This is a genomic window from Malonomonas rubra (assembly GCF_003247215.1).
Classification (GTDB): Bacteria; Desulfobacterota; Desulfuromonadia; order Desulfuromonadales; family Geopsychrobacteraceae; genus Malonomonas; species Malonomonas rubra_A.
Window position 1 is genome coordinate 131,725 of the sequence record NZ_QKAP01000073.1, and the last position, 26,128, is coordinate 157,852.

Annotated in this window: 22 protein-coding genes; 19 read left to right on the top strand and 3 right to left on the bottom strand. The window is 52.9% G+C overall.

Annotation, left to right across the window (positions count from 1 at the left end; genetic code table 11):
- Positions 1–19 precede the first annotated feature (19 nt).
- The 12 genes from nuoF to xthA all read left to right on the top strand — a co-directional run bounded on the left by nuoF (position 20) and on the right by xthA (position 15,915).
- The gene (gene nuoF / locus Q7J88_RS07645) at positions 20–1,804 is read left to right on the top strand and encodes an NADH-quinone oxidoreductase subunit NuoF (protein ID WP_303721582.1); all 1,785 of its coding nucleotides are present in this window, start codon (positions 20–22) and stop codon (positions 1,802–1,804) included.
- 35 nt (positions 1,805–1,839) lie between these two features.
- Positions 1,840–4,308: an NADH-quinone oxidoreductase subunit NuoG gene (nuoG, locus tag Q7J88_RS07650; protein WP_303721583.1), complete on the top strand. Its 2,469-nt coding sequence runs from the start codon at positions 1,840–1,842 to the stop codon at positions 4,306–4,308.
- Positions 4,309–4,387: 79 nt separating this feature from the next.
- Positions 4,388–5,443, top strand: a complete 1,056-nt coding sequence (gene nuoH, locus Q7J88_RS07655; protein ID WP_303721584.1) for an NADH-quinone oxidoreductase subunit NuoH — start codon at positions 4,388–4,390, stop codon at positions 5,441–5,443.
- Between the two features lie 24 nt (positions 5,444–5,467).
- Positions 5,468–5,866 (top strand): NADH-quinone oxidoreductase subunit NuoI, encoded by a 399-nt coding sequence (gene nuoI / locus Q7J88_RS07660; RefSeq protein WP_303721585.1) that lies wholly within the window; start codon positions 5,468–5,470, stop codon positions 5,864–5,866.
- Between the two features lie 15 nt (positions 5,867–5,881).
- Positions 5,882–6,385, top strand: a complete 504-nt coding sequence (locus tag Q7J88_RS07665; protein ID WP_303721586.1) for an NADH-quinone oxidoreductase subunit J — start codon at positions 5,882–5,884, stop codon at positions 6,383–6,385.
- A gap of 26 nt (positions 6,386–6,411) precedes the next feature.
- Positions 6,412–6,714: an NADH-quinone oxidoreductase subunit NuoK gene (gene nuoK, locus Q7J88_RS07670; protein WP_303721587.1), complete on the top strand. Its 303-nt coding sequence runs from the start codon at positions 6,412–6,414 to the stop codon at positions 6,712–6,714.
- Between the two features lie 43 nt (positions 6,715–6,757).
- Positions 6,758–8,722, top strand: coding sequence for an NADH-quinone oxidoreductase subunit L (gene nuoL / locus Q7J88_RS07675; RefSeq protein ID WP_303721588.1), 1,965 nt, complete (start codon positions 6,758–6,760; stop codon positions 8,720–8,722).
- Positions 8,723–8,756: 34 nt separating this feature from the next.
- Positions 8,757–10,343 carry an NADH-quinone oxidoreductase subunit M gene (locus Q7J88_RS07680; RefSeq protein WP_303721589.1) on the top strand — a complete coding sequence of 529 codons (1,587 nt, stop codon included), beginning with the start codon at positions 8,757–8,759 and terminating at the stop codon, positions 10,341–10,343.
- Positions 10,344–10,388: 45 nt separating this feature from the next.
- Positions 10,389–11,852, top strand: coding sequence for an NADH-quinone oxidoreductase subunit N (locus tag Q7J88_RS07685; RefSeq protein ID WP_303721590.1), 1,464 nt, complete (start codon positions 10,389–10,391; stop codon positions 11,850–11,852).
- Between the two features lie 90 nt (positions 11,853–11,942).
- The gene (locus Q7J88_RS07690; protein WP_303721591.1) at positions 11,943–13,259 is read left to right on the top strand and encodes a UbiD family decarboxylase; all 1,317 of its coding nucleotides are present in this window, start codon (positions 11,943–11,945) and stop codon (positions 13,257–13,259) included.
- Between the two features lie 13 nt (positions 13,260–13,272).
- Complete coding sequence (gene recQ / locus Q7J88_RS07695) at positions 13,273–15,084, top strand: DNA helicase RecQ (RefSeq protein ID WP_303721613.1); 1,812 nt, start codon at positions 13,273–13,275, stop codon at positions 15,082–15,084.
- Positions 15,085–15,099: 15 nt separating this feature from the next.
- On the top strand, positions 15,100–15,915 hold the full coding sequence (xthA, locus tag Q7J88_RS07700; protein ID WP_303721592.1) for an exodeoxyribonuclease III: 816 nt from the start codon (positions 15,100–15,102) through the stop codon (positions 15,913–15,915).
- A 299-nt stretch (positions 15,916–16,214) separates the two neighbouring features.
- Here xthA and Q7J88_RS07705 read toward each other — a convergent pair whose 3' ends face one another.
- Positions 16,215–17,354: an MFS transporter gene (locus tag Q7J88_RS07705; protein WP_303721593.1), complete on the bottom strand. Its 1,140-nt coding sequence runs from the start codon at positions 17,352–17,354 to the stop codon at positions 16,215–16,217.
- 16 nt (positions 17,355–17,370) lie between these two features.
- On the bottom strand, positions 17,371–17,826 hold the full coding sequence (locus Q7J88_RS07710; RefSeq protein ID WP_303721594.1) for a YqaA family protein: 456 nt from the start codon (positions 17,824–17,826) through the stop codon (positions 17,371–17,373).
- Between the two features lie 117 nt (positions 17,827–17,943).
- Here Q7J88_RS07710 and Q7J88_RS07715 point away from each other — a divergent pair, with 117 nt between their 5' ends.
- Genes Q7J88_RS07715 through Q7J88_RS07745 form a run of 7 tightly spaced genes read left to right on the top strand, consistent with a single transcriptional unit; the run spans position 17,944 to position 24,821 of the window.
- Positions 17,944–18,819: a UbiA-like polyprenyltransferase gene (locus tag Q7J88_RS07715; RefSeq protein WP_303721595.1), complete on the top strand. Its 876-nt coding sequence runs from the start codon at positions 17,944–17,946 to the stop codon at positions 18,817–18,819.
- Between the two features lie 4 nt (positions 18,820–18,823).
- Positions 18,824–19,426 carry a UbiX family flavin prenyltransferase gene (locus tag Q7J88_RS07720; protein WP_303721596.1) on the top strand — a complete coding sequence of 201 codons (603 nt, stop codon included), beginning with the start codon at positions 18,824–18,826 and terminating at the stop codon, positions 19,424–19,426.
- A gap of 12 nt (positions 19,427–19,438) precedes the next feature.
- The gene (gene mqnE, locus Q7J88_RS07725; RefSeq protein ID WP_303721597.1) at positions 19,439–20,518 is read left to right on the top strand and encodes an aminofutalosine synthase MqnE; all 1,080 of its coding nucleotides are present in this window, start codon (positions 19,439–19,441) and stop codon (positions 20,516–20,518) included.
- Positions 20,518–21,600 carry a cyclic dehypoxanthinyl futalosine synthase gene (gene mqnC, locus Q7J88_RS07730; RefSeq protein ID WP_303721598.1) on the top strand — a complete coding sequence of 361 codons (1,083 nt, stop codon included), beginning with the start codon at positions 20,518–20,520 and terminating at the stop codon, positions 21,598–21,600. Before mqnE ends, mqnC begins: the two co-directional genes overlap by 1 nt.
- On the top strand, positions 21,584–22,633 hold the full coding sequence (gene hisC, locus Q7J88_RS07735; protein WP_303721599.1) for a histidinol-phosphate transaminase: 1,050 nt from the start codon (positions 21,584–21,586) through the stop codon (positions 22,631–22,633). The genes mqnC and hisC overlap by 17 nt, the downstream gene beginning before the upstream one ends.
- A complete protein-coding gene (gene mutY, locus Q7J88_RS07740) occupies positions 22,626–23,699 on the top strand; it encodes an A/G-specific adenine glycosylase (protein ID WP_303721600.1) in 1,074 nt (357 codons plus the stop codon). The genes hisC and mutY overlap by 8 nt, the downstream gene beginning before the upstream one ends.
- Positions 23,700–24,821 carry an HRDC domain-containing protein gene (locus Q7J88_RS07745; protein WP_303721601.1) on the top strand — a complete coding sequence of 374 codons (1,122 nt, stop codon included), beginning with the start codon at positions 23,700–23,702 and terminating at the stop codon, positions 24,819–24,821.
- On the opposite strand, the gene Q7J88_RS07750 is transcribed toward Q7J88_RS07745, so the two are convergent.
- Entirely contained in the window at positions 24,818–26,074 is a 1,257-nt protein-coding gene (locus Q7J88_RS07750; protein WP_303721602.1) for an MFS transporter, read from the bottom strand. The genes Q7J88_RS07745 and Q7J88_RS07750 overlap by 4 nt on opposite strands.
- Positions 26,075–26,128: the final 54 nt, after the last annotated feature.

Here is a 26,128-nt window from a genome sequence, read left to right on the forward strand (position 1 = left end):
TGGTATTGAGGATTGATTTATGTCCGAAACTGCTGAAAAGTTAAAAATTCTGATCTGTACGGGGACTGGTGGTCTGGCGTCCGGTGCTGCAAGTGTCAAAGCCGCCTTCGAGGAAGAGTTTGACAAGAAGGGTGTTGCTGGCAAGGTTGCGGACCGTTGCGAGGTTAACGGTACTGGTTGTAGAGGACTCTGTGCAAACGACGTGCTGGTTGATGTTTGTCTGCCCGGGAAAGATCCGATCACCTATGATTTTGTGACTCCGGAGCTGGTTCCGCAGATTGTCGATGAGCATATTCTTGGTGGTGAGCCGGTTGAGAAGAAGGTGGCCGGCAAGTATTACCACGAGTTCCTTGACAAACAGAAGCGGGTTGTCTTCTCTCGCTGCGGTACCATCGACGCCGAAAGCTTGGACCAGTTCCTAGAAACAGGTGGCTTTAATGGCGTCAAAAAAGCTGTCTCGATGACTCAGGATGAGGTTATCGAGGAGGTCAAGAAATCCGGCCTTCGAGGCCGTGGTGGCGGTGGTTTCCCGACCGGTATGAAATGGTCTTTTGCCAAGGGCTCTCCTGGCAATCATAAATATCTGATCTGTAATGCTGATGAGGGTGATCCAGGTGCTTTCATGGACCGCTCGATCCTCGAAGGTGACCCTTATGGCCTGATCGAAGGAATGATGATCGCCGCTTACGCCATTGGTTGTAAGTTTGCCTATGTCTATGTACGGGCCGAATATCCGCTGGCAATCAAGCGTTTGCAGCTGGCGATCGATACCTGCTATGAAAAAGGGTACCTTGGCGAAAAGAACATTTTGGGTCTGCCGATGCCGCTCGATATGCGTATTAAGGCTGGTGCCGGCGCCTTTGTTTGCGGTGAGGAAACAGCCCTGATGGCTTCTATCGAAGGCCAACGTGGGATGTCCCGTCCGCGTCCGCCTTTTCCAGCTGTACGTGGTCTTTGGGGTAAGCCGACCAACATCAACAACGTCGAGACCTATGCCAACGTTTCATACATTTTCTATAATGGCGCTGACTGGTACAGTTCCATTGGTACCGAAGGGACCAAGGGGACCAAGATCTTTGCTTTGACCGGTAAGGTCAAGCACACCGGTCTAGTCGAAGTTCCAGCCGGTATCACCATGCGGGAAGTCATCTATGACGTTTGCGGTGGTATCCTGAATAACCGCAAGTTCAAGGCGGTACAGGCGGGTGGCCCGTCCGGTGGTTGTCTTCCCGGAGAGGCAATCGATGCAGAAGTAGATTACGACTCCTTGATCAAGGCCGGTGCAATGATGGGTTCCGGTGGTCTTGTCGTTATGGATGAAACTACCTGTATGGTCGATATCGCCCGCTTCTTCCTGAACTTTACCCGGGTTGAATCTTGCGGAAAGTGCATTCCCTGTCGGATTGGACTGAAAATCATGCTCGAAATCCTTGAGCGGATCACTGAGGGTAAGGGGCGCGAAGGTGATATAGAGCTGCTTCAGGATATGGCCTACGATATCAAGAAGAGTTCTCTCTGTGGTCTCGGCCAGACTGCTCCAAACCCGGTCCTCTCGACCATTCGTTACTTCCGTGAAGAGTACGAGACCCACATCAAGGAAGGCGAGTGTCCTGCGCACTCCTGCAAGCCGCTGCTGCACTTTGAGGTTGTCGAAGACAAGTGTAAGAAATGCGGTATCTGCCCGCGTGTCTGTCCGGTTGACGCTATCGAATGGGAAAAGGGACAAGTGGCCAAGATTGATTTGGAAAAATGTACCAAGTGTACATCTTGTTACGATGCTTGCCGCTTCATGGCGATCCAATAGTCGCACTCACTGATTTGAGTTGATACGAGGTTAAGATGGTTAATCTTACGATTGACGGAAAACAGGTAACGGTCAGCAAAACAGCCACAATCTATGAGGCTGCTAAGGAAGCTGGCATCTATATTCCCGTCCTTTGCTATGCCAAGAAGCTGCTTCCCTATGGCGCCTGTCGTGTTTGTCTGGTTGAAGTCGAGCAGATGAAGGGGCGTTTAATCCCATCCTGCACCACTCCGGTCACCGAAGGGATGGTCGTCACGACCATGTCTGATGAAATCAGAAAAGTTCGTAAGACTGTGATGGAGTTCCTGCTGGTCAACCATGTTTTGGATTGCCCGGTTTGCGACAAGGGCGGTGAATGTGATCTTCAAGATCTGTCTTACGAGTACGAAGTTGTCTCAAATCGCTTCGAAGGCGAAAAGTTCGATCTCCCTAAAGATGAGATCAACCCTTTGATCGAACGAAATATGAACCGTTGTGTACTTTGCGGTAAGTGTGTTCGGGTTTGCGACGAGGTGGTCGGTTACGGTTCCTACTCTTTCATCAACCGTGGCTTCGAAACCAAGATCGCAACTGCTTTCGATCGTGGTCTGAATTGTGAGTTTTGTGGTCAGTGCGTTTCGATGTGTCCGGTAGGTGCGATTTTGCCTCGCCCCTTCAAATTCAAGGCTCGTCCTTGGCAGCTTAAGGAAATCGATTCCGTTTGTGGCTACTGCGGTAACGGCTGTACCATTACCCTCGGTACCAAAGATAATGAAGTGCAGACCATCCGTTTCAACGATAAGACTGGCGTAAACGACGGGAACCTCTGTATTCGGGGCCGTTTCGGCTACTCCTATGTTAACAGTGATCAGAAGCTGACGAAGCCGTTGGTACGTCGAGACGGTCAGTTGGTTGAGACCAGTTGGGAAGGTGCGATGCAAGCCGTTACCGATGGCTTCAACTCGGCTGGTGACAGTGTCGGTATCATCAGTGGGGCACGGCTGACGAACGAGGAACTGTTCCTGTTGAAGAACTACGGTAAAGCGCTTGGCACCGAAAATCTCGATCATTCCGGTGGCGAGTGCTACAAGGGAGTTACAGAGGGATTGAAAGAAACCCTCGGGATTCAGGCTTCGACCGGGACCTTCCCGCAGGTCGAAAACTGTGACGCCATCCTCTCGATCCGTTCAGATTTCTACGAGACCCATCCGGTGTTTGGCATGGTTGTTAACCAGTCGGTTCGTCGTAACGAGGGCAAGCTGACGGTTATTGCGGACAAGCTCGGCAAGTTTACCAAACTGCCTAATGCACGCACTCTCCTGCATAAGCCGGGTCTTGAATTGAATCTTCTCAATGCCATAAGCGCGGTCTTGATCGAAGAGGGTTTGGCAAAAACTGAAGGTGTTGAAGGGCTCGATGCGTTGAAAGATGCCCTCAAAGATTATTCGGCTGATGCAGTCGCTGCAGCGACTGGCGTTGATGCCGAGGCGATCAAACAGACCGCACGTGAACTGGCTGCCGCTGAAAATGCTGCGATTTTGTTAGCGTATGGTCTGCCTTACACCGCATATAGCAAAGAGCTCGGGATAGCAGCTGCTAATCTGTCGCTGTTGACCGGTATTGCGGGACGTCAGGGTTCCGGTCTTTACCTTTGTGGTGAAAAAGCCAACAGCCAAGGAGCTATAGATCTCGGAATCCTGCCTGGAGCGAATGGGCTTGGTGCTCAGCAGATGCTGACGGATGCCGCAGGTGGCAAGCTAAAAGCCCTCTACATGGTTGGCGAGGATCCAGTTGTGTCTTATCCTGACCGTAGTTTGGTTGAGCAGGCTCTGGAGAATACCTTCCTGGTGGTACAGGACATGTTCTTGACGGAGACAGCGAAGAAGGCTGACGTTGTGTTGCCGGCGGTGTCCTTTGCTGAGAAGAATGGCACTTTCACCAATGCCGAAAGACGCATTCAAAAGGTGCGCAAGGGGATTCAGTCAAAAGGTGAGGCCAAGACCGACTTTGCGATTCTTCAGCAGTTGCTAAAGGCCGCTGGTAAAGATGTGCCGGTTGATGAGGCTGCAGCTTTTGCAGCGCTAGCTGCTGCGACACCGGGCTACGAAGGGGTTTCTCTCGAGATGGTTGGCCCGCAAGGGTACGTGTGGGGTGGTGATATTCTTAAGCCTGAGACAGCCAATCTAATCCCGGTTGCAGGTGGAAAAGCAGTTGACAGCAAATATCAGTTGCTTACTGGAAGTGCCCTATATCACAGCGGCACTGTGTCTACTAAAGCGAAGGGACCTTCGGCAGTAGTTGCAGAGGCTTACATTGAGGTCTGCCGTGAGGATGCCGCTGAACTGGGTCTGGAAGAGGGTGACCTGCTCAAGCTGAAGGCTGAAGGTGGCGAATTGAAGGCCAAAGTAAAAGTCGACCGTCGTTTGCCGAAGGGTGTTTTCTTTGCCCCGTACCATTTTTCAGATATGGAACTGAATCGAGTTTACAGTGGTCAGCCTGTGATCGCTGTCGAGCCGGTCAAGTAATTTATTGTTGTGGTTTGTCGGTGAAGCTAGCCGACTAAATTCGGCAGAAATGCCTTAGACATTAAGGAAGAGGATGGTCATGACGCCAGAAGTTCTGACACTCTCAAACAGCCCGCTTCTTTTCACCATCGCTATGCTGGTGAAGATTCTGGTGGCTTTCGCGGTGACGATGCTGATTGTTGCTTACGCTACTTGGTGTGAGCGGAAAATTATCGGTGGAATGCAGACCCGCATGGGACCTACAATGACCGGCCCCAAAGGGTTATTACAGCCGATTGCGGATGGTTTGAAGCTGTTCTTTAAGGAGGACATCATACCGTCGGAAGCGTATAAGACGGCATTTATTCTGGCGCCGATGATGATTCTCGCACCGGCCTTGATTTCCGTTGCTGTTATCCCGTTCGGTAACGACATCACTGTGACCTGGGATGGCGTGAGCTACATTGTGCCGTTACAGATTACTGACCTTAACATCGGTATCCTGTACATTCTGGCTATGGCCGGCCTCGGTGTCTACGGAATTGTTTTGGCGGGTCTGGCCTCCAACAGCAAATACTCTCTGCTCGGTGGTATCCGTTCCTCAGCACAGATGATTTCCTACGAACTTGCTGCCGGTCTGTCTATTATCGCGGTCTTCATGCTTTCCGAAACCCTGAGCATGCGGGGCATCGTCGAAGCACAGCAGGGTGCGTTGTGGGGCAGCATCAGCTTCCTGCCCAACTGGTATATTTTCACTCAGCCGCTGGCGTTCGGGCTGTTCGTTGTTGGTTCAATGGCTGAAGTTAACCGGACCCCGTTCGACTTGCCGGAAGCGGAAACTGAGTTGGTATCTGGTTTCTGTACCGAATACTCCTCCATGAAGTACGCCCTTTTCTTCATGGCTGAATATGCGAACATGATTACCGTCTCCGCGATTGGTGCAACCCTGTTCCTCGGTGGCTGGGGTGGCCCTTTCCTGGGTTGGATGAACTTCCTGATTAAGGTGTTCGCGTTCATGTTCTTCTTTATCTGGATTCGGGCTACTTTCCCCCGCCTGCGTTACGACCAGCTGATGGCGCTGGGTTGGAAAGTTATGCTTCCCCTGGCACTGGCCAACATCGTGGTTACTGGTGTTGCGGTCCTTCTCTGGCAGTAAACACACGTTGCGTAGAGGATAGTTATGTTTAAAGAGTTCGCCAAAGGCCTGAGTATTACACTGAAGCATCTGTTGCCGGGGAATACCACGACGGTACAGTACCCGAAAGAGAAGCTCCAGATGTCCCCCCGCTTCCGTGGGTTGCATCGTCTCGTTCCCACTGCGGATCGTGAGAAATGCGTAGCTTGCTATCTCTGCCCGACGGTTTGCCCAGCAAAATGCATCACCGTAGAATCGGCTGAGAATGAAAAAGGGGAGAAGTATCCAAAGGTTTATAAAATTGATCTGCTCCGCTGCATTTTCTGTGGCTACTGTGTAGAGGCCTGCCCGATTGAAGCGATCGAAATGACTGATGCTTACGAGTTGGCTAATTACAAGCGTGGGCAGTTCATGTTCGATAAAGAACGTCTACTGAAGAACTAAGAGGGAGCTGCGACCATGGGAATACTGCTTTTTTATTTGACAGCGTTTGTCGCGGTGATCGCCGCTTTCTTCGTCACCAAGTGCCGAAATCCTGTAAACAGTGCGCTCTGCCTGGTTACGAACTTTTTATGTCTGGCGGTGCTTTACGTGATGTTGGAAGCTCCTTTCATGGCAGCAATCCAGATTATGGTATATGCCGGTGCGATAATGGTCTTGATCATCTTCGTTATCATGCTGCTGAATCTTGGCACCTCGGTAAAGGGTAACTATGTCCATGGTCTTGCAGGTGGTGGGGTTCTGGCAGTGCTGATGCTGTTCCTGACTAATCGGTTTGTGGCAAATGGTCAGGCTACAGGCACTGGTGGAGAGATTACCAGCGAAGTCATCAAGAGTGTTGGACACACTGAGTTGATCGGTAGAGCGATGTTTACAGACTTCCTGCTACCGTTTGAGATCGCCTCGATTTTGCTGTTAGTAGCAATCATCGGCGCCGTTGTCCTCTCTAAGCGGAAAATTTAACCGAGTATTAGGTTGGGAGATAGATCATGATTAGCGTACATCATTACCTGCTCTTGAGCGCCATCCTCTTTTCCATCGGCACCCTTGGGGTACTGACCCGGAGAAATGCCATTGTTATCTTCATGTGCATTGAGGTGATGCTCAACTCGGTCAATCTGACTTTTATCGCCTTGTCGAAGCATGTTGGCAATATGGATGGTCAGGTGTTTGTGTTCTTTGTTATGACGGTTGCTGCAGCTGAAGCTGCTGTTGGGTTGGCGTTGATGATCGCATTCTTTAAGAATAAAGAATCGATCGATGTTGACGACTTCAACATGCTTAAGTGGTGATGTTATCCGCCTTAACGGATATTTCAGCTAATAGGAGAGTTTGATGTACAGTAATCTGTGGCTCATTCCGTTCTTCCCGCTAGTGGGGTCGATTATCAATGGCCTGCTCGGTAAGAAGATCAAAAATGAGAAGGTGATCGGCGGACTTGCAACGCTGATGATGTTCTGCTCATTCTTGGTCGCTTGTCAGAACTTCTTCCGGCTGATGGGTGACAGCGTAAAAACCCACCAGGTAGTGATCGGCTCTTGGATGTCGGTTGGCAATCTGCAGATCGATTGGGGTTTTCTGCTCGATCCGCTGTCAGCTGTCATGATCATGATCGTTACCGGTGTTGGTACTCTGATTCACCTCTATTCGATCGGCTATATGCATGGTGAGGTCGGTTTCTACCGTTTCTTCAGCTACCTGAACCTGTTTGCATGTGCAATGCTGATGTTGGTTCTCGGGAACAACGCACTGGTCATGTTTATCGGTTGGGAAGGCGTGGGTCTTTGCTCTTACCTGCTGATCGGTTACTATTTTGAAAAGAAGAGTGCTGGCGACGCTGCGAAAAAGGCTTTCGTTGTCAACCGGGTGGGTGACTTCGGTTTCCTCTGTGGTTTGTTTACGCTCTTCTGGGCTCTCGGGAGCAAGGGTGTCTGGACGGTTAATTTCGTCGAGATTACCGAAAATGCTCATCTGCTTCAGACTGGTGGCTTGCTTGTCACGGTTGTAACTCTCTGCTTCTTCCTTGGTGCTTGTGGTAAGTCGGCCCAGATTCCTCTCTATACTTGGTTGCCTGACGCGATGGAGGGCCCGACTCCGGTCTCCGCTCTGATCCATGCTGCAACCATGGTTACAGCTGGTGTCTACATGATTGGTCGGATGAACATTCTGTTCGCCATGGCGCCGACCACCATGATGACCGTTGCCATTGTCGGTGCGGCGACGGCGTTCTTCGCTGCGACCATCGGTCTGGCTCAGAACGACATCAAGCGGGTGCTGGCATACTCTACTGTTTCTCAGCTCGGTTACATGTTTTTGGCGATGGGTGTTGGTGCTTTTTCCGCCGGTATCTTCCATCTGATGACCCATGCCTTCTTCAAGGCCTGTCTGTTCCTCGGTTCCGGTTCGGTGATTCACGGGATGCATCACGCATACCATCACGCGCACCTGCATGATGACCCACAGGACATGCGTAATATGGGCGGTCTGCGCAAGAAGATGCCGATTACATTCATCACTTTCCTGGTTTCGACCATCGCGATTTCCGGGATTCCATTGTTCTCCGGTTTCTTCTCCAAAGACGAAATTCTTTGGTGGTCATTCGGCTCTAACCGTGGTCACTGGTTGCTCTGGATTATTGGCGCAGTGGCAGCAGGAATGACTGCATTCTATATGTTCCGTCTGGTTTTCATGACCTTTTTTGGCGAACAGAAGACCGATGCACGGGCAAAGGATCATATCCCAGAGTCTCCGTTAACGATCACCATTCCACTGATGATTCTAGGTCTTCTGGCCGTCATTGGTGGTTACATTGGTATCCCGGCTATTCTAGGCGGTTCCAATCGTTTTGAGCATTGGCTTGAGCCGGTTTTCGGTGAGGCCCTGGAAATGCACCACATTGCAGCGCATGGCGCTCATGCGACTGAATATGCCTTGATGGGGATCTCGGTTGCTATCGCTATTATCGGTATCTTCGTAGCATGGACGATGTACATCAAGAACCCGGAATTGCCAGCGAAGTTCACTGCCAAGTTTGCAGGTGCTTACCGCTTGATCTTCAATAAATGGTTCATTGATGAGCTGTACGACTTCCTGTTTGTCAACCCGTGCAAGAGAATCGGTACTTTCCTCTGGAGAGGATTCGATGTGAAGGTTGTTGATGGCGTTGTCAATGGTGTTGCTTGGGTGACGAAGGGGATCGGGGCCGGTCTCAGGTACACTCAGTCCGGTTACCTGCATAACTACGCAGTGGCCATGGTTGTCGGCGTCGTTGTGATCGTCGGTTACTACGTCTTCGGTTAACAGAATACGATAAAGTTACAAGGAGCGATTCAACATGGCCGATAATCTACTTAGTTTAATGACCTTCTTCCCGTTGTTGGGGATGTTGTTTGTCCTCTTCATTCCCCGGGATAATGATGGACTGCTGAAGGGTTTTACCTTGGTGGTCACCCTGATTACCTTTGTAATCAGTCTGCCGCTGGCATTTGACAATGTTTTTGCCACTTCTGGCGGCATGCACTACCGTGAATTCCATGAATGGATCAATATCGGTGGCTTTTTCCAGATGAACTACAATTTGGGTGTCGACGGCATCAGCCTCTGGCTGGTGATGCTGACCACGTTCATCATGCCGATTGCCGTTCTTTCGACTTGGAAAGCCGTAGAGAAGAACAGCAAGGGTTTCATGGCGTTGCTGCTGCTGCTCGAAACCGGTATGCTTGGTGCTTTTGTTTCTCTCGACCTGTTCCTGTTCTATATTTTCTGGGAACTAATGCTGATCCCGATGTACTTCCTGATCGGTATTTGGGGCGGTAAGAACCGCATCTACGCTGCAGTTAAGTTCTTCATCTACACCGCAGTCGGTTCTCTGCTGATGCTGGTGGCGATTATCTTCGTCTACTACTATGCGGTGCAGAGCGGCGCGCTGATCAACGGCTTCGGTATCCAGGAATTTTATAAACTAAATCTTCCATACCACGCCCAATACTGGCTGTTCCTAGCGTTCGGTTTCAGCTTTGCCATTAAGGTGCCGATGTTTCCGCTGCACACTTGGTTACCGGATGCACACACCGAGGCACCGACTGCCGGTTCCGTCATCTTGGCTGCAGTCTTGCTGAAAATGGGCACTTACGGTTACGTGCGTTTTGCCATGCCGCTGTTCCCCGATGCGCTGCCGACCTTTATCCCGTTGCTGGCGACCCTGTCGGTAGTCGGCATCATCTATGGTTCACTGGTTGCCATGATGCAGGAAGATGTAAAGAAGCTGGTCGCCTACTCTTCCGTTGCGCACCTTGGCTTCGTTATGCTCGGTGTCTTCGCAATGAATATGCAGGGTATGGCCGGCGGCATGATTCAAATGATCAACCACGGGGTTTCGACCGGCGCGCTGTTCCTTATCGTCGGTTTCATCTACGAGCGTCGCCACACACGGATGATCACCGAGTTCGGCGGGTTGGCACACAAGATGCCCGTCTTCGCGACCATTTTCCTGATTGTTACCTTCTCTTCCATTGGCTTGCCGGGCACCAACGGTTTCGTTGGCGAATTTCTCGCCTTAATGGGTGCATTTGAGGGTGGCTTGCGCTGGTATGCGGTTGTAGCAACAACTGGTGTCATCTTTGCGGCAGTGTATATGCTCTGGATGTACCAACGTGTCATGATGGGTACAGTGACCAACCCGGCGAACGAGAGTTTGAAAGATCTCTCAGCTCGTGAGGTTGTTGTTATGCTGCCGCTGCTGGTATTTGTCTTCTGGATTGGTGTTTACCCGAACACCTTCTTCGATAAGATGAACCCGGCGATGGAGCAGTTGCTCACCCAAATGGGACATAAGCCGGCAATTGTTGAAGTGCACCATCCTGCTGCTATTCCGGCGGCCCATGCTGTAGAGCATGCCCCGGCAGCACATGGTCACAATTAATATCTGATTAACGGAAGTAAACACTGGTTCCCAAGGAGCTGTTTGATGGACGCAAATCTAGTACAAGAAGCCATCCAGAACGTGAACTTATCGGCGATCATGCCGTCTCTGGTTCTCAGCGGGTTTGGCATGGTCCTGCTGCTGGTGTCGGTCTTTTCACCGCGTGGAAAGACGACTCATGTTGCTTGGTTGAGCTTTATTGCTCTGATCGTCACTGCTTTAGTCTCGCTGGGTTCCTGGAATAACCCTCAGGCCGGCTTTGCCGGAAGCGTAGTGCTGGATAACTTCGCGACCTTCTTCAGCATGACATGTATTATCGCTGCTGGTTTGACCATTCTGATGTCGGATGGCTATCTGAAGCGTGAAGGTTACCCGGTCGGTGAATACTATACCTTGGTTCTGTTTACCACCGCTGGTGCGATGTGGATGGCCTCCGGCACTGATCTGATGACAATATTCCTCGGTCTTGAGGTTTTGTCGGTATCCTTGTATGTTCTTGCCGGTTTCTTCCGTGATCAAACCCGCTCCAACGAGGCAGGTCTCAAGTATTTCTTCCTTGGCGCCTTCTCGACCGGTTTCCTGCTCTATGGTGTCGCACTGCTCTACGGTGTGACCGGAACCACCAAGATTGCTGGTATTGCAGAGTATGTTCAGGCTAACCCGGCAACAACCACTAACATCATGTTTGTTGCTGGTGGCTTGTTGCTGTTGACTGGATTTCTGTTCAAGGTTGCTGCCGCTCCGTTCCATATGTGGACACCAGATGTCTACCAGGGGGCTCCAACTCCGATCACCGCTTTTATGAGTGCTGGACCGAAGGCAGCAGCTTTTGCCGCTTTTATCCGCGTCACCATCATTGGTCTGGATAGCATGCAGGCTGACATTTCGGCAGTGTTCTGGATTCTCGCTGTCCTGACCATGACCATTGGTAACTTTGTCGCTTTAGGACAAAAAGATATCAAGCGGATGCTTGCCTACTCTTCAATTTCTCATGCCGGCTATGCTCTGGTTGGTCTTGTGGCTTGGAATGAGATCGGGTTGACCGGCATCATGTTCTATATGTTGGTCTACACCTTTATGAACATGGGGGCCTTCGCTGTGCTGGTGCTGATTGGTAAGAAAGGGGAGGAAAACCTGACCATTGACGGTGTTGCAGGGATGGGTTATAAGCGCCCAGTGCTTGCAATTGCTCTCAGCATTTTCCTTTTCTCTCTGATGGGTATGCCGCCAACAGCTGGTTTTGCTGGTAAATTCTACATTTTTGCTGGTGCTGTAAAGGCTGGTTACATTTGGCTGGCTGTTCTCGGTGTCCTGAACTCTGCGGTGTCCCTCTACTACTATCTGAAAGTCATGGTTTCCATGTACTTTAAGGATGCTGAAGAAGATTTCGGTTGGGTATCGATGAATGCAGCAACCGCTATTTCCATTGTCATCGCTATTGTCGGTGTCTTGGTAATGGGTATGGTTCCTGGGCCGTTTATGGAGATGGCGAAATTGGCCGGTTTCTAATCGAGTAGATTGATAAGTAGAAAAAGCCCTTCGGAATATCCGAAGGGCTTTTTTTGTCTTTTAAAATGAAGAATCGGTTAGACTGCGAAAATGGATCTGTCTGCATTTCTTGAACTGCTTCAACAGCAGAATGAGCTGCATCAAATTACGGCAACAGTTAGCTGTGATCTGGAACTTGCAGCGCTCAGCCGACTGGAATTTAGCAAACCAGGAGGTGGCAAAGCACTTTTATTTTCACAATTGCAGAATACAGATATCTCTGGAGTAACTAATTTATTCGGTTCGCAGAAACGTCTGTTGAATATCCTTCGTTGCAAATCGACGAACCAGTTGGCTGCACGCTTTAAATCTGCTCTCTTACAAGTTCCCGTAAGGCTTGGCAGTAAAAGAGAAATTGTTTGTGCCTCACAGAGTGAATTGTCACTGGTGCATAAGATCAAACTGACTGACCTGCCGGCAATAAGGAGCTGGCCAGGTGAGAAGGGACGTTACCTGACCCTTGCGCTGACAGTAACTGCTGATCCGGAAGGCGGTGCAATAAACCTCGGTTTGTATCGCGCCGAAATTGTTGCTGATAACAAGATTGCGTTGAATTTTGCTCCTAAATCAGGAGCCGGTAGGCATTTGCAGGCAGCAAGCAAGTTGGGCAAAAATCTACCGGTGGCATTATTTCTTGGTGGAGATCCGGCTTACCTTTACTCTGCTGCGGCACCGCTGCCAGCTGAATATTCTGAATTCGATTTCAGTGCAGCGGCATTCGGGACAGAAAATCGATTTGTCAGCTGTTATAGCCAGAACTTAGTCGTTCCTGTCACTGCCGAGCTTGTTATTGAGGGGTATATCGATCCCAGTCAGCGTTGCCAGGAAGGTCCGTTCGGTAATCATACAGGGCAATACGTTTCCCGTAAGGACTGTCCACTATTGCAGGTGACTGCGATAGCCAAAAAATCTGAACCGATTTTGCCGATTACCGTTGTCGGGCCGCCACCGAGCGAGAATGTCAATCTTGGTAAAGCGAATGAAATTCTGGTTGGGGAAATGCTGAAAATCGATTACCCGCAAATTATCGATCTGCAGATGCCGCTTGAGACAATTTTTCATGGAGTTAGTCTGATATCGGTCCGCCATCCAGAGCAGAACGCAAATCGAGAACTGATTGATGCTTTATGGCATAACAGTCCGCTTAAACAAGCCAGATTGCTAGTGCTGCTGGATGAGGATATTGAACTTGGTGATAGATCACAATGCTGGTGGCGCTGCATTAATCTGCTCAATGGCAGCAAGATTTATCAGGACCGTGGGCGGATTGCCATCGACGCTACAGGGGTCGACCTGAAGTCTTTGGTAAGGGAAGATCGGCACACCAAGGAACTGCTTAAAAATCGTATGCGCGAATATAACTTCTGACCTCCAAACGATGATGTCTGCCGCAATAACCTCAAATACGCCCCTGACAACGCTGGCCAATGTTTTCGGTTATCAATCCTATCGACCTTTTCAAAAAGAAGTGATCGAGCATTTGATAAACGGAAAAGATGCCTTTGTGTTGATGCCGACCGGTGGTGGAAAGTCACTTTGTTACCAGATCCCGGCGCTGCACCGTCAGGGGATAGCGATCGTTGTCTCTCCTTTGATATCTCTGATGAAGGATCAAGTCGACGCGTTACGGGCTAATGGTGTTAGCGCCGCTTGTTACAATTCATCTCTCGTTGCTGCTGAGGCACGGCAAGTGTTGGCCAAGCTGCATGCTGAAGAGCTGGACCTGCTTTATGTTGCACCGGAGCGTCTGCTTTCGGATGGCTTTATTGAACGGCTTCAAGACCTCTCGATTGCCTTGTTTGCCGTTGATGAGGCGCATTGCGTTTCGCAGTGGGGACATGATTTTCGTCCCGAATATGTACAGCTCGGTCTACTGCGACAGCTATTTCCTGCCGTCCCGATGGTGGCCTTGACGGCAACAGCAGAAAAGCAGACCCGTATTGATATCCTGCAACGTTTGCAGTTAAATGCTCCCCTTCAGGTCATCGCCAGCTTTGACCGGCCCAATATTCGTTACACAGTGATCAATAAAGCAAAACCTTATCAGCAACTGAGCGCATTTCTCGAAAATCGTCAGCAGGAGGCTGGAATCGTTTATTGCCTAAGCCGTAAGCGGGTCGAAGAGGTAGCGCGCAAATTGCGTGAGGATGGTGTTGAGGCGGCGGCATACCATGCCGGACTCCCTGCTGAAGTGCGCCAGCGGGTACAGGAAGACTTTTTGCGCGATGATCTACAGGTTGTGGTGGCAACCGTTGCTTTCGGCATGGGGATCGATAAGCCGAATGTCCGTTTTGTGGTTCATTATGACCTGCCGAAAAATATCGAAAGCTACTATCAGGAGACCGGACGGGCCGGTCGTGACGGTTTGCCAGCAGAGGCATTGCTGTTGTTCGGTTACGGCGATATTGCCATCAGTCGTGGACTGATTGAAAAGAGTGATAACGCTGCACAGAAGCGGATTGAAATTCACAAACTCAATGCCATGGTTGCCTTTGCCGAATCGGGTACCTGCCGACGGCGGGCGCTGCTGGGGTATTTCGGTGAAACATTAAGAGACGATTGCGGCAATTGCGACATCTGCCTGAATCCGCCACAACGGTACGATGCCACAGAAGATGCGCAAAAAGCTCTTTCTTGTGTTTATCGGGTCGGACAGCGGTTCGGAATGGCGCATGTCATCGACGTGTTACGCGGAGCCAAAACTGAGCGGATTTTGTCTCTTCGGCATGATAAGTTATCGACCTATGGCATCGGTCGGGAGCAAAATCAAGAAAGTTGGGGACACCTGCTGCGGCAACTGATCCACCATGGGTATCTCGAACAGGATATTGCTAATTATTCGGTGTTGAAGCTGACTGAGGCTGCTCGTCCGCTGCTGCGCGGTGAACTTGAATTGACGATTACCGAGCCGCGGCTGAGAGCGGAGAAAAAAAAGAAACCGGAGCGCAAAATCGTCGGTTTGGAATATGATCAGGAGCTGTTCAACCTGTTGCGCGTCTTGCGCAAGCAAATCGCCGACCGCGACGGGGTGCCCCCATACGTGGTTTTTGGTGACGCCAGCCTTGCCGAGATGGCGGCAAGGCTGCCGACCGATGAAGGTAGCTTTTTGCAGATTAACGGGGTTGGCCAGACCAAGTTACATCGCTACGGTGCTGAATTCATCGAAGAAATTATCGGCTTTTTGTGCCGCTGAAATAAGGAGTTGCAGGTGAAAATCATTTCGTTCAATGTTAATGGACTACGTGCCCGGCCGCACCAGATGCAGGCGCTAATCGAGCAGCATCAGCCTGATATCATCGGCCTTCAGGAAACTAAAGTGCATGACAGCGAATTCCCGCTGGAGATGATTGAATCGTTCGGTTATCAGGTTGTCTATCATGGGCAGAAGGCTCATTACGGTGTCGCCACCCTCTCGAAGCTTGAACCGCTGGATGTGGAAAAGGGGTTTCCTGGCGAAGACCCGAAGCATCAGCGACGTTTGCTCATCTGCAAATATAAATTAGCCGATGGCCGGATCATGCGTGTGGTTAACGGATATTTCCCGCAAGGGGAAAACCGGGAGCATCCAGAAAAGTTTCCCAATAAACGGAATTTTTACGCCAACCTACGGGGTTGGCTGCAAAAAAAGGCGAACCCGGACGAGTTGCTGGTGGTGCTGGGCGATATCAATGTCTCGCATCGCGATGCCGATGTCGGCATCGGAGTGGAAAATGCCAAGCGTTGGTTACGCACCGGCAAGTGCAGTTTTCTGCCGGAGGAGCGGGAATGGCTGGAGAACCTGTACACCTGGGGGTTACATGACACCTTCCGCAAACATCATCCGACTGCCGATGATCGATTCAGCTGGTTCGATTATCGTTCTCGAGGCTTCAGCGTCGAGCCGAAGCGTGGTTTGCGGATCGACCAGATCATGGTCAGCCAGCCGCTCTACGACCTGTGCCTGGATAGTGGGATCGATTATCAGATCCGCGGCATGGAACAACCGTCCGATCACTGCCCGATATGGGCCACTTTCGATCTGTAAGAAGGTGGAACTGCGGTACTTTTGCTACGCTGGAAATGAAAAAAAGTTGACAAAATACAACATGGGTTGGCTTGTCGCAGGTAACCCCTTGATAATTGGATACTTTAGGTGGCTGGCATCTTTGATGCAGGGTCATTTGTAGATATATGACGTGATTTGGCTACAAGAGGTGTCTGATGAAAAATTTTCGTCGTAACCTGCTGGTTCATGTACTGCCGATTACGCTGCTCATGCTAGTCATGGCGTTTGCCATGGTGTTGGTCAACCTGAGTTTTTAGCGTGAGATTGTCCTACTCCGCTTAACCAGGACGAACTCGAAAGAGCACTAATCCGGTTGATACAACCAGCCCCGCACAAATAAACAGGGGCGTATAGCCTGCCAGTTCACCAACTTGGCCCAGTATCAAGGCTCCCAAAAATGCCCCTGAGTCAATTCCCCCGGTAAAAATACCTGTCACTTTGCCACGGATGCTGTACGGTTCGTCGCGAACCGCCATTGCATTTAAGGCCGGAAACAGCAGGCCGTGGCCGATGCCGAAGATAAAACCGACAGCGATCAGCAACAAATCTCCATGTACTAAAGGGATCAGCAGCAAGCCGCTGGCGGCCAGGATCAAGCCCCAGGGAATAATTTGGTTCTCGCCAATCCGATCCGCCAGCCGACCTGCACTGAAACGAACCCCAACGGCAGCGCAGGAATAAGCTAGGTAATAGAATGAGATGTAACTTAACTGACGATCTTCTGCGAGCGGTGCAATAAAATTTCCGGTTGCTGCCAAGCCGAAGCCGAACAGCATTGCCAACCCGCCACAGACCAGTTGTTTCCGCTGTTTTAGCAGGGAAAAAAATGATGGAGTTGCTTGGTCCGTAATTAACTGGTGTCGGTCATTGATCGGCAGATGGATCAGCAGGCCCAGCGCGGCCATCGCCGTGGCGGTCAGAAAAAAAGCCTGAAAGCCGAACGTTTCCAGAACTGGCTCAGCCACAGCAGGACCAACCGCCAGGCCGATCAACCCGGAGGTGCCGAACATGCCGATTCCCTCATTTAACCGGTCATGAGGAATGAGATCGACAATAAAGGTGAACACCGCTGTAAAACAGATCGCCAGACCGATGCCGTGTACAATCCGCATTGTCAGTAGCGGCAGGTAATAGTTTTTCAAGGGGCCGCTCAATAGCAGGTGCAGAAGCGGGAGCAAGGTCATGATCAGGCAGCCGAGACTGAAGCTGCGCTTGCGCCCAAGGCGGTCGATCATTTCCGCAACCCAGGGGCGGCACAAAGCCGATGCCAGGGCGAAGATTCCCATAATGATACCGATATCCTGCTTGCTGCCCCCGTTAGTCGTGATGAACAATGGAAACAGGAAAAAAGCAGAGTAGCTGGAAACCAGCGACAGATTGGCGATATAAAGAACAGCAAAAGCCGGGGTATAAAGCATCGGGGCTCCGTATCAACTAAGCAAGGATCTTGCTGCCCTGCAAGGTCAGCAGAGCGACGCTGAGGTAGCGCAGTCCCTTACCGGTTGTTACCAGCAGTAGAAAGTGCAGCAGGGGTGTTTTCAGACTGCCGCTGACCAGGCAAAGGGGATCACCCACAACCGGCAGCCAGGAGAGTAGCAGCGTCCAGCTTCCGTAGCGATTGAACCAACGCCCTGCCGCTTGCTGCTGGGATGGTTCTATACGCAGAAGTTTGCTGATCAACCATTCGCTGCCGCCACGGCCGATCAGGTAGCTGGAAAGGGCACCAAGCGAGTTGCCGAGGGTCGCCACTGCAACGGTGTTGAGTGGACTTGAGCCATCGAGCAACAGCGCGACCAACAGCCATTCCGAGCCAAGCGGCAACAGGGTCGAAGCGCAGAAGCTGAGCAGCAACAGTGACAGTAATCCGTATTCGGTCAGTAGTTCTGGCATGCTGCATGATAGCAGAGCCTCTGGCGGATGGAAATGACGGAAAAGCCCTTGTTCCCTGATCCGGCCGGGTGTAAAGTATCCGTTTCAAAAATGACAATCGCAAAGGATTTTAAATTGATGGACAGGGCGGCAATTTTCGAAAAAATCACCACGCTGTTGGAAATGATTAAATTTTCTCACACCATCTTTGCGTTTCCGTTCGCCTTGATGGGGGTGGTGTTGGCGTCGCTGGCCAGCGGCGAGCTACCGAGTTTCGGGCAGGTGTTCTGGATCTGCGTCGCCATGGTCGGCGCACGCAGTGGCGCAATGGGGATAAATCGCCTAATAGATGCAAAAATCGACGCTGAAAACCCCCGTACCACCGAGCGGCATATCCCCGCTGGCAAGGTTTCGGTTTTCGAAGCGGGCTGCTTCATCGTCGTTTCGCTGGTGGTGCTGCTGTTTGCGGCCTGGATGCTCAACCCGCTCTGTTTTTATCTGGCGCCGATCGCCATCGGTTTTTTTGTTCTTTACGCCTACAGCAAACGTTTTACCCACTACGCCCATCTGGTACTCGGTATCTGTCTGGCCGCAGCGCCGATCGGTGCCTGGGTTGCGCTGCGTGGAGACCTCGGCTGGTCGGTCGTCTCGCTCGCGCTGGCCGTACTCTTCTGGGTGGCCGGGTTCGACATTTTCTATGCCTTGCAGGATTATGAATTCGATGTCGAGCGTGGCCTGCACTCGATCCCGGCGAAACTGGGCATGAAAAAATCGTTCTGGCTGGTTGAGGTGTTCCACTTTCTGATGGTGTTTTTCCTGCTATTGGTCTACCCCGGTAGCGGCTTGGGGGCGATATATCTGGTCGGTGTGGTGGTGGTGGCCTGCATGCTGCTTTACGAACACAGCTTGATCAGGCCGGGTGATCTGTCGAAGCTGGATGCTGCGTTTTTCAATATGAACGGATACATCAGCATGACCATCTTTGTCTTTACCCTCGCAGATGCGGTAGCCTGAGGCAATGGAGAAAATAGTTGTTTGCATAACCGGTGCATCCGGCTCGATTTACGGACTGCGTCTGGTCGAGGAACTGCTTAAGGCCGATAAGCAGGTTTGCCTGCTTTTAAGCGATGCCGGAAAGCAGGTTTTGTCTTTTGAGACCGGTCTGAAGTTGGCAAATGAAGCGCAGGATTGTCTGGCTCAGCTACGGCAACACTTTTCCGCTGAAGAAGAGCTGACGCACTACGGGCTGAAGGATTTTTTCGCCCCGGTGGCAAGTGGTTCCAGCGCCCCGGATGGGGTGGTGATCTGTCCCTGTTCCATGGGCACCGCCGGGCGGCTTGCTGCCGGTTTGTCGGATAACCTGCTCGAAAGGGTGGCGGATGTTGCTCTCAAGGAACAGAAAACGCTTCTGCTAGTGCCGCGCGAAACCCCTTTACACCAGATCCATCTGGAAAACCTGCTGCGCCTCTCCCAATCCGGAGCCCAGATCCTGCCTGCCATGCCCGCTTTCTACCAGCGACCGGAATCGGTCGAGGACCTGGTAGATTTCGTGGTCGGCAAAACCCTCGATAGCCTTGGCGTGGAGCATCAGCTGTTTTCCCGCTGGGGAGCAGAAAAATAACTACGGATAACCATGAATCAGCTTTTTAGAAGTCTGCGGGAAAAAGTCGACGCCGGAACAAGAATAACAGATGCCGAGGCCCTGATGCTGTTCGAGTCGAACGAGCTGCTGGCGATCGGTGAGCTGGCTGCCTTGGCGAACCGCAAGAAGAACGGCGACCGGGTTTTCTTCAATGTCAACCGGCACATCAACTACACCAATCTTTGCGTAAATCGATGTAAATTCTGCGCCTTTTCCAAGGAATCTGGCGAATCTGGCGAGTATACCCTGGCGCTGAAGGATGTGCGCAGTAAGGCGCAGGAAGCAGCCGCTGTCGGGGCGACCGAAATCCATATTGTCGGCGGTTTGCACCCCGAGTTACCGTTCGATTTCTATTTGCAGATGCTGCGCACCGTCAAAGAGGTTTCCGGCGATTTGCACATCAAGGCCTTCACCGCCGTGGAGATTGACTATTTCACCCATTTGGCCGAGTTGACTATCCCACAGGTGATCGAAGAGCTTAAGGCTGCGGGACTCGATTCTTTGCCGGGTGGCGGTGCGGAAATCCTCGGTCAGCAAGTGCGCGATAAAATCTGTCCGGAAAAAATCAGCGGCGTGCGTTGGCTGGAAGTGACCGAAATGGTCCATCGGGCCGGGCTCAAATCGAATGCCACCATGCTGTTCGGCCATCTTGAGGAGTATCGTGATCGGGTTGAGCATCTGTCCCTGCTGCGTGAGCTGCAGGATCGGACCGGTGGGTTCCAGACCTTTATCCCGCTTGCCTTTCAGCCGGACAATACGAGGGTTCCGGGCGCCAAGGGGGTCGGCGGTGTCGATGCCCTGAAGACCTTGGCAATCAGCCGGCTCTACCTCGATAATTTCCAGCATGTCAAAGCTTACTGGGTGATGCTCGGCTTGAAGATCGCCCAGACCGCTCTTTGCTTCGGGGTCAATGATCTGGACGGAACCGTGGTTGAGGAGAAAATCGGCCATGATGCCGGTGCAGATTCGCCGCAGGCGCTCAGCAAAAACGGAATTATCGAGCTGATCCGCAAGGCGGGGCGATCCCCGGTTGAGCGGGACACCCTGTACAACGAACTGAAGGTGTACTGATGCTGCCGACGATCCAACAGCAACTGGCCAAAGGGCAGGGGATTGATCGTGCGCAGGCGTTGTTTCTACTCACGGAAGCCGACCTGCTGGAAATCGGCAAGCTGGCCGATGGAATCCGGCGGCAGAAGCATCCGCATGGCCGGGTGACCTTCGTTATCGATCGCAATGTCAATTACACAAACGTTTGCGAGTCGAAATGTAAATTTTGCGCCTTTTATCGCAACGAGGGGGACAGCGACGCCTATACCCTCGACTATGAAGCCATCTTCGCCAAGGTGCAGGAACTGGTCGATCACGACGGCACCCAGCTGCTGATGCAGGGTGGGCTGCACCCCTCCTTAAAGATCGACTGGTTCGAAGAGCTGTTTCGGCAGCTCAAAGAGCGCTTTCCGCAGGTGCAGATTCATTCGCTGTCACCGGCTGAGGTGATCCATATCGCCAAGCTTTCCGGACTGTCGATGCCGGAGTGCCTGCTGCGGCTACAAGCGGCCGGACTGGCCTCGGTGCCGGGCGGCGGTGCCGAAGTGCTGGTAGATGATGTGCGCCAGGAGATTTCACCGAACAAAATCGGCTGGCGGCAGTGGGCGCAGGTGATGGAGGAGGCGCACCGACTAGGGATGCGCACCACCGCGACCATGATGTTCGGCAGCAAGGAAAAGCCGCAGGATATCGTCGAGCACCTGTTCCGCATCCGCGATATCCAGCAGAAGACTGGCGGCTTCACCGCCTTCATCCCCTGGACTTTCCAGCCGGACAACACCGAACTGGGCGGCGAAACCGCCAGTGGCATCGAGTACCTGAAAGTGTTGGCGCTCTCAAGGATCGTGCTCGACAACGTCGACAATATCCAGGCTAGTTGGGTGACCCAAGGTGCGCGGATGGCGCAGGTGGCGCTGTTTTTTGGCGCTAACGATCTGGGCGGAACTATGCTGGAAGAGAATGTCGTTGCCGCCGCCGGGGTTTCCTTTCGCATGTCGCGCGAAGAGATTATCGATTTGGCCAGCGGGACCGGGTTTGTTCCCGCGCGCCGGACCACTGAATATCAAATTTTAGAGGAATATCAAGATGTTGCCACTGCGTAAAAATATTGCCGAGATGGCTGGCTACGTACCCGGTTTTCAGCCGCAGGAAGAAGGCTGGATCAAGCTGAACACCAATGAGAACCCCTATCCGCCTTCACCGATGGTGGCCGAGGCGATCGTGGCGGAGATGGGCAACGGTGGCGAAAACCTGCGCAAGTATCCGGATGCGGGCAGTAAAGAGGCTCGTCAGATCGCTGCCGAGCTATACCGGGTCGACCCGGAGTGGGTGATTATGGCCAACGGCTCCGATGAACTGCTCAACAACCTGATCCGCGCCTTTGCCGGCGAAGGGGAGGAGGTTGCCTACATCCATCCCTCCTATTCCTACTATGCAACCCTAGCGGAGATTCAGGGCGCCAGGATCCGCACCTTCGGTCTGACCGAAGATTTCAAGATCGCTGACTTCCCGGAGCGCTACGAGGGGAAGCTGTTTTTCCTCACCAGCCCGAATGCGCCGCTCGGTTTTGTTTTCGACAACAGCTACATTGAGAAGCTGGCCCAGCGCTGCAGTGGTATCCTGGTGGTCGATGAGGCTTACGCTGATTTTGCCGACGACAGCGCCATGCGCTTGGTACAGAAGTACGAGAACGTCGTCGTCACCCGCACCTTCTCCAAGAGTTACTCGCTGGCCGGGATGCGGCTCGGCCTGGCGATCGCCCGGCCGGAAGTGATTCAGGCACTCGACAAGATCCGCGATCACTACCACCTCGACCGGTTGGCGCTGGTGGCGGCCAGCGCCGCGCTCAAGGACCAAGAGTATCTGCGGCTGAACGTGGGCAGGGTGCGCAACGTACGGGACTGCTTCAGCAATGATCTGAGAACATTCGGCTACCAAGTGATCCCTTCGCATGCCAACTATGTTTTCGCGGTGCCGACTGACCGGGATGGCAAGCGGGTTTACGAAGCCCTTTTTAAGCGGAAAATCCTGGTGCGCTATTTTTCCGACCCATTATTGCAGCATGGCTTGCGGATCTCGATTGGCACGCGTGAAGAGATGCAGAAAACCCTAGCAGCGTTGCGCGAGATTGGTTGAACGGCCTTTTCCACCCGATGCCGTAGCCGGGCGATTGCTGGCCTGGTACGCTAAGCAAGGACGCGAGCTGCCTTGGCGGCAGACCCGCAACCCCTACCGGATCTGGCTGTCAGAGATCATGCTGCAGCAGACCCGGGTCGAAGCGGTAATCGGATACTACCAACGGTTTCTGGAAAACTTTCCCAGCGTCGAGCATCTGGCGGCGGCGCCGCAGGCTGCGGTCATCGACCTGTGGGCCGGACTCGGTTACTATGCCCGTGCCCGCAACCTGCACGCGGCGGCCAAGCTGGTGGTCGAACAGTTTGGCGGCATTTTCCCGCCATCGCCAGAAGAGCTGCAGCGGTTGCCGGGGGTGGGCAGATCGACGGCTGGAGCGATTGCCGCGCTAGCGTTTGAGCAACGGGCAGCGATTCTTGACGGCAATGTGAGGCGAATTCTCTGCCGCCTGTTTGCTTGGCAGGAACCGCCTCGTTCGAGTGCGGCGGAAAAGCAGCTTTGGCAGTGGGCGGAGGAGCTGACCCCGCAGGCAAGAGTGCATGACTATACCCAGGCAATTATGGATCTGGGCGCAACCGTTTGTTTGCCGCGCAAGCCGTTCTGTGACAGCTGTCCGCTCCACGAGCTATGTCAGGCGCGGCGACTCGGTCTTGAGCAACAGTTGCCGTTGAAGCAGAAAACCAAGCCGGTGCCCATCCGGTATGAGACGGCACTGCTGCTGGAGCGTGAAGGTCGCTATCTGATCAGGCGACGACCTGCCAACGGCTTACTCGGTGGACTCTGGGAGTTTCCGACCGTAAGCTTGGCAGACGGGGATGCGGCAGAGGCAAAGTTGCAGCTGCTGATGCATGAGTTCGCGGTCAGTGGCGAACTGCAACCGCTTGGTAGTATCCAGCATCTCTACAGCCATTTTCGCCTCGTGTTGCAGCTGTATAGGTTGTCGATTAGCGATTGGCCGCAGGTTGCGGAAGTGGAAAATGACTGGCGTACCGTTGCAGAACTTAATCACGCGGCGCTGCATGGCGCCCACAAAAAAGCTGTCGGGAAAATCCCGGCTACTGGAGAATAAATGTCGCTACCACCCATTTTGACCAGTACCGAACAGGTTGCCGATTTAGCGCAAAAGCTGGCAGAATACACGATAATTGCCGTTGATCTGGAAGCCGATTCGATGCACAACTATCAGGAGAAAGTTTGCCTGCTGCAGTTTTCCACGGCCAATGAAACGGTGCTGATCGATCCTTTGGCCGGGGCGAATTTGGAACCGCTCAAGCAGCTGCTGGCCGATCCCCAAGTGCGAAAAATTTTCCACGCCGCTGATTATGACATCCGCTGCCTGGCGCGCGATTTCAACATCGAGATCAACGGGTTGTTCGATACCATGATTTCCTGCCAGTTTCTCGGCGAAGAGAAGTTCGGTCTGGCAGATGTGTTGCGCAAGTATTTCGAAGTTGAGCTAGACAAGCAGTACCAGCGAGCTGACTGGTCGAAACGCCCCCTTACCGAGGGAATGATCCGCTACGCCGCCGAAGATACCAACCACCTGCACCGGCTGGTCGAGATCCTCGAGCAGCAGCTGATCGAAAAGGGGCGGCTTGAATGGGTGCAGGAGGAATTCTCGCTGCTGGAAAAGGTCCGTTTTGCCGTTCATGACGGTCCGCTGTTCCTCCGCTTCAAAGGGGCCGGGACTCTCGCGCCGCGACAGCTGGCGGTGCTGGAAAACCTGCTGCAATGGCGCGATGAGGAGGCGCGGCGGCGCGACTGCCCGCTCTACAAGGTGCTGGGCAACAAGTCGCTGCTGCATCTGGCCAAACTGAAACCGACCGGACGGAAAAAGCTGCAAGAGGTGGAAGGATTGTCCCCGCGCCTGAGCGAGCGTTACGGCGGCAAACTGCTCCATCAGGTCGCCATGGCCCTCGATCTGCCCGAGGCTGAGCTGCCGGTCTACCCGCGCGGCGAGAGGCGCCAGAAAGATCTGCAGGTTGATAAACGCCTGAACCGGTTGAAGGATTGGCGAAAAAAGATTGCGGCCGAGCTGGCCCTCGATCCGGGGGTGCTGATCAACAATGCCCTGCTCGAGGAACTGGCCCGGAAACAGCCACGTTGCGAGGGTGATTTTCCGCAGATCGATCTGTTGAAGAATTGGCAACGGAAGGTGCTGGGCGAAGGGATCCTGCGAATCTTGAATTAAGCGTCACCATGGCTGCCTGGCGGGGGGAGAAAAAATGCCAGGATAACGGCGCAGCCGGTCAGCGCTGCCGAACTGAGGTAGCTGCCGGTGAAGGTGCCACTGCTTTCCGCGACCATCCCCGCTACCGCCGGTCCGAGCGTTTGGCCGATGGCGAAACAGAAGGTGATCAGGGAAAAGCCAGTCGCCGCCCGTGCCTTACCCAGATAGTCGCCAACCGCAGCGGCCATGATAGCGGGGATAGCGAAGGCTGCCACACCGTAAAGTACGACCGAACCGAAAACTGCCGTTGTCCCCAGATTTAACCCTGCCAGCAGGTAGGCCAGCGTCTGGACGCTGAAGACCACCATCAAACCGCCTTTCCGCCCGACGCGGTCGGAAAGCGTACCGAACAGGGTGCCGGAAAAGAGGCTGAAAAAGCCGACCCATGACCAGAAATGCCCGGCGCTTGCTTCTGGAAAAGCGTATTCCTCGATCATCGTGGTTACGATGAAGGTGCCGTAAATGACATAGGTTGCGCCGAAAACGAAATAAAGCGCGCCAAGATGGGCGAGAATCTGCACGCTGCTGAAGCGCCCTTTGGTTATCGCCGGGTCATAATCGTCGAGCGATTTTTTCCCCACCGGTTCCAGTCCCTTTTCCGCCGGGTTGTTGCGGATCAGTGCTGTAGCAAACAGGGCAATGAGCAAAACGATCAACGCGATCAGCAACCAGCCCGCCCGCCAGCCGTCCGGGCCGAAACGATTGTTGAGGTAGGGGATGGCAAAACCGGAAAAAATAATGGCGAAGCCGCTGCCGATGACGATCAGCCCGGCCGCTTGTCCACGCCGCTCGCGACGGAACCAGTAGGAAACCAGAACCATCAACGGGATGTTCGCCAAGCCGCTACCGATGCCGACCAGAGTATAGAGGATCAGCACCGGAATATAGCTGCGGCTGATGGCGATAGCGAGAATGCAGCCGCTGATCAGAAACAGTCCGCAGGAAATCAGCTGGCGCGGGCTGAAGCGGTGCAACAGCAGCGGTGTTGCCCCGACCGCAACCAGATAACCGGCGAAGTTTGCCGTGCCGAGCAGCCCCATGTCATCATAAGACATGGATAAGGCATCGCGCATCGCCGGCAGCAGCATGCCGAAGGCAAACCGGGCCAGCCCCAGGCAGGCGACGATGGTCAGGGTGCCGACGATGACGATCACCCAGCCGTAATGAATGCCCTTGTTCTGTGGCATTGATTTGTGAGGAGCGGCTTCTTTCATGACGCCTGATCTTACTTGGCGGTGGTTGATTCGCAAAGCAAAAGGTCTGGGTTT

Excerpts from the sequence above, each read along its gene's own strand:
- nuoF (WP_303721582.1), top strand. The coding sequence starts at position 20 with ATGTCCGAAACTGCTGAAAAGTTAAAAATTCTGATCTGTACGGGGACT.
- nuoG (WP_303721583.1), top strand. The coding sequence starts at position 1,840 with ATGGTTAATCTTACGATTGACGGAAAACAGGTAACGGTCAGCAAAACA.
- nuoH (WP_303721584.1), top strand. The coding sequence starts at position 4,388 with ATGACGCCAGAAGTTCTGACACTCTCAAACAGCCCGCTTCTTTTCACC.
- nuoI (WP_303721585.1), top strand. The coding sequence starts at position 5,468 with ATGTTTAAAGAGTTCGCCAAAGGCCTGAGTATTACACTGAAGCATCTG.
- Q7J88_RS07665 (WP_303721586.1), top strand. The coding sequence starts at position 5,882 with ATGGGAATACTGCTTTTTTATTTGACAGCGTTTGTCGCGGTGATCGCC.
- nuoK (WP_303721587.1), top strand. The coding sequence starts at position 6,412 with ATGATTAGCGTACATCATTACCTGCTCTTGAGCGCCATCCTCTTTTCC.
- nuoL (WP_303721588.1), top strand. The coding sequence starts at position 6,758 with ATGTACAGTAATCTGTGGCTCATTCCGTTCTTCCCGCTAGTGGGGTCG.
- Q7J88_RS07680 (WP_303721589.1), top strand. The coding sequence starts at position 8,757 with ATGGCCGATAATCTACTTAGTTTAATGACCTTCTTCCCGTTGTTGGGG.
- Q7J88_RS07685 (WP_303721590.1), top strand. The coding sequence starts at position 10,389 with ATGGACGCAAATCTAGTACAAGAAGCCATCCAGAACGTGAACTTATCG.
- Q7J88_RS07690 (WP_303721591.1), top strand. The coding sequence starts at position 11,943 with ATGGATCTGTCTGCATTTCTTGAACTGCTTCAACAGCAGAATGAGCTG.
- recQ (WP_303721613.1), top strand. The coding sequence starts at position 13,273 with ATGTCTGCCGCAATAACCTCAAATACGCCCCTGACAACGCTGGCCAAT.
- Q7J88_RS07705 (WP_303721593.1), bottom strand. The coding sequence starts at position 17,354 with ATGCTTTATACCCCGGCTTTTGCTGTTCTTTATATCGCCAATCTGTCG.
- Q7J88_RS07710 (WP_303721594.1), bottom strand. The coding sequence starts at position 17,826 with ATGCCAGAACTACTGACCGAATACGGATTACTGTCACTGTTGCTGCTC.
- Q7J88_RS07715 (WP_303721595.1), top strand. The coding sequence starts at position 17,944 with ATGGACAGGGCGGCAATTTTCGAAAAAATCACCACGCTGTTGGAAATG.
- Q7J88_RS07720 (WP_303721596.1), top strand. The coding sequence starts at position 18,824 with ATGGAGAAAATAGTTGTTTGCATAACCGGTGCATCCGGCTCGATTTAC.
- mqnE (WP_303721597.1), top strand. The coding sequence starts at position 19,439 with ATGAATCAGCTTTTTAGAAGTCTGCGGGAAAAAGTCGACGCCGGAACA.
- mqnC (WP_303721598.1), top strand. The coding sequence starts at position 20,518 with ATGCTGCCGACGATCCAACAGCAACTGGCCAAAGGGCAGGGGATTGAT.
- hisC (WP_303721599.1), top strand. The coding sequence starts at position 21,584 with ATGTTGCCACTGCGTAAAAATATTGCCGAGATGGCTGGCTACGTACCC.
- Q7J88_RS07745 (WP_303721601.1), top strand. The coding sequence starts at position 23,700 with ATGTCGCTACCACCCATTTTGACCAGTACCGAACAGGTTGCCGATTTA.
- Q7J88_RS07750 (WP_303721602.1), bottom strand. The coding sequence starts at position 26,074 with ATGAAAGAAGCCGCTCCTCACAAATCAATGCCACAGAACAAGGGCATT.